Annotated in this window: 5 protein-coding genes; 4 read left to right on the top strand and 1 reads right to left on the bottom strand. The window is 69.1% G+C overall.

The genetic code is table 11. From position 1 onward, the window contains the following. The first annotated feature begins 8 nt into the window (after positions 1–8). The 3 genes from ACH427_RS16205 to ACH427_RS16215 all read left to right on the top strand — a co-directional run bounded on the left by ACH427_RS16205 (position 9) and on the right by ACH427_RS16215 (position 4,788). Positions 9–923 (top strand): ABC transporter permease, encoded by a 915-nt coding sequence (locus ACH427_RS16205; RefSeq protein ID WP_398870111.1) that lies wholly within the window; start codon positions 9–11, stop codon positions 921–923. Next, positions 920–3,004: a dipeptide ABC transporter ATP-binding protein gene (locus tag ACH427_RS16210; protein ID WP_398870100.1), complete on the top strand. Its 2,085-nt coding sequence runs from the start codon at positions 920–922 to the stop codon at positions 3,002–3,004. Before ACH427_RS16205 ends, ACH427_RS16210 begins: the two co-directional genes overlap by 4 nt. A gap of 101 nt (positions 3,005–3,105) precedes the next feature. Continuing rightward, positions 3,106–4,788 carry an ABC transporter family substrate-binding protein gene (locus ACH427_RS16215; RefSeq protein ID WP_398870102.1) on the top strand — a complete coding sequence of 561 codons (1,683 nt, stop codon included), beginning with the start codon at positions 3,106–3,108 and terminating at the stop codon, positions 4,786–4,788. Positions 4,789–4,979: 191 nt separating this feature from the next. Here the strand turns inward: ACH427_RS16215 and ACH427_RS16220 are convergent, their stop codons facing one another. Beyond that, positions 4,980–5,174, bottom strand: coding sequence for a hypothetical protein (locus tag ACH427_RS16220; RefSeq protein WP_398870103.1), 195 nt, complete (start codon positions 5,172–5,174; stop codon positions 4,980–4,982). 473 nt (positions 5,175–5,647) lie between these two features. Between ACH427_RS16220 and ACH427_RS16225 the strand changes: the two genes are divergently transcribed. After that, positions 5,648–7,197 (top strand): ABC-F family ATP-binding cassette domain-containing protein (locus tag ACH427_RS16225; RefSeq protein ID WP_398870105.1); only part of this gene is annotated, 1,550 nt, incomplete at its 3' end.

Below are 7,197 nucleotides of genomic sequence, written 5' to 3' on the forward strand. Positions count from 1 at the left end.
CGTCGCCCCTGGGTCAGGTGCCCGACGCGGCACTGCTTACCGTACCGCGCGACAAGCGGCGCATCGGTCCGGGCCGGCTCTATCTGCGGCGCTTCCTGCGCAACCGCCTCGCGGTCGCGGGGGTGGTGATCCTGCTGCTGCTCCTGCTGTTCAGTGTGTTCGGCGGCCTGTTCACCTCCTACAGCTACTCCGAGCCCGACTTCGCCGCGCTCACCCAACCCCCCAGCGCCGAGCACTGGTTCGGCACCAATCAGGGCGGCAACGACATCTACGCCTCGGCCGTGCACGGGCTCCAGCGCTCGCTGGCAATCGCGGTGAGCGTCTCGGTCCTGACCCTGGTCCTGGCGGCGGTCATCGGCTCCGGCGCGGCGTACTTCGGCGGCCGGGTCGAGAAGGCGACCCTCGCGGTCATCCACTTCCTGCTCATCGTCCCCTCGTTCCTCATCCTCGCCCTGGTCTCCCACCGGCTGGCCGGTGACTGGCGGGCCCTCATCGTCGTGCTCACCGTGTTCGGCTGGATGTCCACAGCCCGGGTGATCTGGTCGGTGTCGACGTCGCTGCGCGAACGCGACTACGTGACCGCAGCCGAGTTCATGGGGGTGCGCCCGCTGCGCATCATCGTGCGTCACATCATTCCCAACCTCGGTTCGCTCCTGATCGTGAACCTGACGCTGGGTGTGGTCGCGACCGTGCTCAGCGAAACCGCGCTGTCGTTCCTCGGGTTCGGCGTCCAGACCCCGGACGTGTCGCTCGGCACCATGCTCGCCGCCGGTGCGGGCACGGTGACCAGCGCGCCCTGGCTGTTCGCCTTCCCCGCGGGTCTGGTCGTGCTGCTCACCGTGTCGATGACGTTCATCGGCGACGGACTGCGCGACGCCCTCGACCCCACGTCCGCGACCGGCGCGGCAGGAGGCCGTCGATGACCCTCACAAGCACCCTCACCGACCCGGCACCCCCCGCCGGCACCGCCCCCGTCCTGTCGGTACGGGACCTGCGGATCTCCTTCCCCTCCGAGGCGGGCCCTGTCGAGGCGGTGCGCGGGGTCGGCTTCGACCTGCTGCCCGGCCGGACCCTGGGCATCGTGGGCGAGTCCGGCTCGGGCAAGTCGGCCACCGCCATGGGCATCATGGGCCTGCTGCCGCCGTCCGCCACGATGCGCGGCGAGGTGCTGCTCGGCGGACGTGACCTGGTCGGCCTCGGCGACAAGGACCTGTCCGGTGTGCGCGGCAAGTCCATCGGCATGGTCTTCCAGGACCCGCTGTCCGCGCTCACCCCGATCTACTCCGTGGGCCGGCTGCTCTGCGACGCCCTGCGGGTCCATCAGAGCCTGACCAAGCAGGCGGCCTGGGAGCAGGCGGTCGAGCTGCTCGACCTCGTCGGCATCCCCGATCCGCGCGAGCGGGCCCGCTCCTTCCCGCACGAGTTCTCCGGCGGCATGCGCCAGCGGGTCGTCATCGCCATGGCGATCGCCAACAAGCCGTCGGTGCTCGTGGCCGACGAGCCCACCACCGCGCTCGATGTCACCGTGCAGGCCCAGATCCTCGATGTGCTGCGCCTCGCACAGGAGGAGACGGGCGCGGGCCTGGTTCTCATCACCCATGATCTGGGGGTCGTCGCCGGGTACGCGGACGACATCGCCGTCATGTACGCGGGCCGCTTCGTGGAGCGCGCGGGCATCGACGAGCTGTTCCGCCGCCCGACGATGCCGTACACCGCGCGCCTGCTCGCCGCCGTGCCGACCGTGGACAGCGGTGTGCACCGGCCGCTCGCCGCGATCGGCGGGGAGCCGCCCACCCCGGCGGATCTCCCGCCCGGATGCCCCTTCGCGAGCCGCTGCGCCGTCGCCCTGGACGCCTGCCGCACCGAAGAGCCCGCCCTGCGCGAGGTCACGGGACACGGGCATGTGGCCTGCCTGCGCGCCGAGGAGATCGCCGACGGGACGCTCGATCCCGCCGGGTCCGACGGCGTCGCGGACGAGCACCCGGGCTCCGTGCGCACCGGGGCCGGTGATGTGGTGCTCCGCGTCGAGGACCTCGTCAAGACGTTCCCCATCACCAAGGGTGCGCTCCTCAAGCGCCGGGTCGGCACGCTGCACGCGGTGAACGGGGTGAGTTTCGAGCTGCGGGCCGGCGAGACCCTGGGTCTGGTGGGCGAGTCGGGTAGCGGCAAGACCACGACGCTCCTGGAAGTCCTCCGGCTCAGGCGACCCGAGAGCGGGCGGATCGAGATCGCCGGAACCGAGGTGGGCACGGCCAAATCGGCAGCGGGAATAAGGGAGTTGAGGAAGAACGTCCAGATAGTGATGCAGGATCCGCTCGGCGCCCTCGACCCCCGGCTCCCCGTTTTCCAACTGCTCGCCGAGCCCTTGCAGGCCATTGGCCGGGACCGGGACGCGATCCGCAAGCGCGTCCACGAGCTGCTGGCACTGGTCGGCCTCGACGAGTCGGTGGGCGACCGCTTCCCGGCCACCCTCTCCGGAGGGCAGCGCCAACGCATCGGCATTGCGAGGGCGTTGGCGACCGAGCCCAAGCTGCTCGCCCTCGACGAGCCCCTCTCGGCCCTGGACGTGTCGGTGCAGGCCGGGGTGATCAACCTGCTGGCCCGGCTCAAGCGCGAACTCGGTCTGGCCTATCTGGTGGTGGCCCACGACCTGGCCGTCGTGCGGTACATCTCCGACCGCATCGCGGTGATGTACCTGGGCCACATCGTCGAGACCGGTGACACCGAGACGCTCTTCTCCGACCCGAAGCACCCCTACACCCGGGCCCTGCTCTCGGCGATCCCGGTGCCCGACCCAGAGCGTGAACGCAAGCGTGAACGCGTCGTGCTGCGCGGGGAGCTGCCGAGTGCGGCCCGGCTGCCCGCGGGCTGTGTCTTCGCCGACCGCTGCCCGCTGTACCAGCTGGCCGGCGAGGACGTACGGCAGCGCTGTCGCACGGAACGGCCCGCGCCGAGCGTCGTGGCCGGACAGCCCGGTCACGAGTACGCCTGTCACGTGGCCTGAGCCGCCCCGGCCCCGGATACCCCGGGCCCTCTCCCGCTGATGCGCGCACGCCGCGCCCCCGAACCGAACCCTCATCCCTACCCGGAGGAACCGACCCCGCCATGCGTTCAAGACTGGCCCTGCCCATCGCCCTCATCGCCGCCGTATCCGTCGCCGCCACCGCGTGCCAGTCCTCCTCCGGGAAGAGCTCGTCGGACGCGGCCGCGAAGGACGCCCCCAAGGCGGCGTCGTCGGTCGTCGACTACAACCCGCAGCCGTACGACAACATCAAGGACGGCGGCACCTACACCACCGCCGGCACCTTCGACGACCAGGGCAACCCGTTCAACGTGAACGCGACTCTCACCGCGACGCGGGTGTGGTCCTGGTACAACGCCGACGCCATCACCTACTCCCCGACGGGTGAGGTGCAGTACAACCCGGACTACTACAGCGATGTGAAGGTGTCCGTCGAGGGTGGCCACCAAAAGGTCGTCCTGACCATCAACCCGAAGGCTGTCTTCAATGACGGCACCCCGATCGACTGGACCGCGATCGAGGCCACCTGGAAGGCCAACAACGGTTCTGATAAGGCCTTTTCGGCGTCCACAACCGTCGGCTACGACGGCATCACCTCGGTGGAGAAGGGCGTGGACGCCAAGCAGGCCGTCATCACCTTCAAGGGCGTCGACGCCTCCTGGTCCAGCCTGTTCACCACCTTCCTGCACCCGAAGGCCGCCACGGTCGACAACTTCAACCAGGCCTACGTCAAGAAGGCTCACCCCGAGTGGGGCGCGGGTCCCTACACGGTCGGCTCGTGGGACGAGCATTCGGGCAACATCACCTTCGTGCGCAACCCGAAGTGGTGGGGCAAGAAGGGCAAGCTCGACAAGCGCGTGTTCGTCAACCTGGAGTCGGCGGCCGAGGTCAACGCATTCAAGAACGGCCAGGTCGACTACACCTCCGCCGTGGACGCGGAGAGCCTCAAGCAGATCAAGGGCCTGGTCGGCACGGAGATCCGCAGCGGCGGCAGCCCCTTCGAGTACTCGCTGAACTTCAACACCAAATCGCCGATCTTGTCGGACAAGGCGGTCCGCCAGGCCATCCAGGAGAGCGTCGACCGCCCCCAGATCGCGAAGATCCAGTTCCAGGGCCTCGACTACAAGGAGCCACTGCCGGGTTCCGCCGTGCTGCACAGCTTCCAGAAGGGGTACCAGGACAACGTCTCGGCCGTGCTGAAGCACTCGCCGGACGACGCCAAGAAGACACTGGACGCCGCGGGCTGGAAGCCGGGGAGCGACGGCGTGCGCGTGAAGGACGGCAAGAGGCTGGAGGTCGGCTACACACTGCTCGGCGACGACGCGCTGGGCAAGGCGACGGCCGGCGCGCTGACCGAGATGCTCAAGCACATCGGCGCCCGCCTCGTCATCAAGAAGGCCGACAACGCGGACTTCTCCAAGATCCTCAGCGAGCGCAACTTCGACCTGTTCCTGTCGGGCAACCGCTCCATGGACCCGTTCGCCGCCCGCTACCTGTGCGACTTCTACTGCTCGGACCACGACTCCAACATCACCGGCTCGGGTACGCCGGAGCTGAACAAGGAGATCACCGCCACCACGGAGATAGCCGATCTGGACGCGCAGAACGCGGCGGTCAACAAGGTCGAGCAGAAGGCGCTCCAGGAGTACGCCTTCCTGCCGCTGTTCAGCGGTCCTTCGACGTACGGCGTGAAGAAGGGGCTGGCCAACGTGGGCGCGACCATCTTCTACAGCCCCCTCCCGGAGACGGTCGGCTGGCAGAAGTAGCCCACGCGCGGGCCTCGAACCCCGCTCCGACTGGACCTACCTCTGGTCGGCGCCGGGGCGGCTCCGTCCGGGTCACTCGGCGGAGCTCCTCGGTCCCGCAGGGCCTGCGGGACCTACAGGACCTCGGGTCCGTACAGGGCGAACGGATGGCCCGCGGCCAGCACCCAATAGCGGTCGCCGTACGACCAGTTTCACCACTCCGCCGGGTAGTTCACCAGGCCCGCGACCGAAAGCGCCGCTCCCAGCACAGCGCGGTGCTCGCGCGCCTCGACGCCGATGATGTCGACCGGCCGGGAGCCGGTCTGCGCGCCCAAGAGCACCCAGCACATCGGACGCGCCCAGGTGGTCCTCGGCGGCATCGCGCACGAGACCCAGGCACTGTTCATGACTCACGCCGAGGCCCACGCCTGGGCGATGGGTGTGAAAGCGGCACGACTCCAGCCGTGTCACTGGAAAAGGCGGTTCCACCGGGGCCCGCAACCGGCCTCGCGCCAAGGCCGGCGGGGATGACGATTCGCTGGGAAGTGCCGCGAGCCACCTCGCTGCCACGTAGGTGGAAACCATAGGCATTCAGGGTTCTTGCCAGGTCGGTGGTGTGCTCGCCGAACTCCCATTGCCTGACCGCCCTTCACCACTCACCCCTGGTTGCTACACTGACCCGGAACTGATCACGCGTCGAGGAGACCGGACATGGTGGTGGACGACGACATCTCCGGGTGAGATACCCGGACCCGACAGGCCACCGGCAGGTGCGCGGAAGCGCCGCCGCAGTGGCTTCGTTTGTCGTCCCCCTCTTCCCCCTGTCTGATGCCGAGGCAGAGGTGCCACCCCTGCCTCCTTCCTCACGAGGTCACCCTCCATGTCCAACATTTCCGTCGTCTGCTCGAACCTGTCCTTCGCCTGGCCCGACGACACCCCCGTCTTCCAGGACCTGTCCTTCGCCCTCGGCTCCGGCCGTACCGGCCTCGTCGCACCCAACGGCACCGGCAAGAGCACCCTGCTCAAGCTCATCACCGGTGACCTGCGGCCCCGCACCGGGTCCGTCTCCGTCGCCGGCACCCTCGGCTACCTGCCGCAGAGCCTCCCGCTGACCGGTGACCTCACCGTCGCCGACGTGCTGGGCATCGCCGCGATCATCCGGGCCATCGACGCCGTGGAGTCGGGAGACGTCGACGAGAAGCACTTCACCACCATCGGCGACGACTGGGACATCGAAGAGCGCACCCGCGTCCAACTGGACCGCCTGGGCCTGGGCGGCCTCGCGCTGGAGCGTACGCTGAGCACCCTCAGCGGCGGCCAGGCCATCACCCTCGGGATCGCCGCCCAACTGCTCAAGCAGCCGGACGTGTTGCTGCTCGACGAGCCCACCAACAACCTCGATCTCGCCGCCCGGCAAAAGCTCTACGACGTGCTGGAGGACTTCACCGGCTGCCTGCTCCTGGTCAGCCACGACCGCGCCCTCCTCGATCGCATGGAGCGCATCGCCGAACTCGAACGAGGCGAACTCCGGTTCCACGGCGGTAACTTCACCGCGTACGAGGAAACCGTCCGCGCCGAACAGGAAGTCGCCGAGAAGAACGTCCGCAACGCCGAACAGGAGCTCAAGCGGGAGAAGCGCGAGATGCAACTGGCCCGCGAACGTGCCGAACGGCGACAGAGCAATGCCGCCCGCAACCTGAAGAACGCCGGTCTGCCCCGTATCTTCGCCGGCAACATGAAGCGTGGCGCACAGGAGTCCGCCGGGCGGGCCGGGCAGATGCACGCGGGCCGGGTCAACGAGGCGGCGGCCAGGCTGGACGAGGCCGGGCGCGCACTGCGGGAGGAACAGCGCATCACCGTGGACCTGCCCGCCACCCAAGTGCCCGCCGGGCGGAACCTCTTCCTCGGTGAGCGGCTCCGTGTCCAGCTCGGTGACACAGACGTGTTCGCCGGACCCGGCGCCGACCTCACCATCCGGGGCCCGGAACGCGTCGCACTGACCGGCCCCAACGGCGCCGGGAAGAGCACCCTGCTGCGCCTGCTCAGCGGCGACCTGCCCCCGGGGAACGGCGAGATCAAGCGAGCCGACGGGCGCATCGCCTACCTCTCGCAGCGCCTCGACCTGCTGGACCTGGACCGTACGGTGGCCGAGAACCTCGCCGAGTACGCTCCGAAGCGGCCCGAGGCCGAGCGGATGAACCTGCTCGCCCGCTTCCTCTTCCGGGGCGCCCGCGCGCACCTGCCCGTCGGGGTCCTCTCCGGCGGCGAGCGGCTGCGCGCCACCCTGGCCTGCGTCCTGTGCGCGGAGCCGGCCCCGCAACTGCTCCTCCTTGACCTTGTTCCTTTACATCGGGTGGTCACTCTCTGTATTGAGGCTGTGGTCGCTGTGGTCTGTTCCGGTCGCGTTCGATCAGCGTCTCGGGTCGCTTG

This window comes from Streptomyces sp. NPDC020379 (genome assembly GCF_044387105.1).
In the GTDB taxonomy this organism is placed as follows: domain Bacteria; phylum Actinomycetota; class Actinomycetes; order Streptomycetales; family Streptomycetaceae; genus Streptomyces.

Excerpts from the sequence above, each read along its gene's own strand:
- ACH427_RS16210 (WP_398870100.1), top strand. The coding sequence starts at position 920 with ATGACCCTCACAAGCACCCTCACCGACCCGGCACCCCCCGCCGGCACC.
- ACH427_RS16215 (WP_398870102.1), top strand. The coding sequence starts at position 3,106 with ATGCGTTCAAGACTGGCCCTGCCCATCGCCCTCATCGCCGCCGTATCC.
- ACH427_RS16220 (WP_398870103.1), bottom strand. The coding sequence starts at position 5,174 with ATGAACAGTGCCTGGGTCTCGTGCGCGATGCCGCCGAGGACCACCTGG.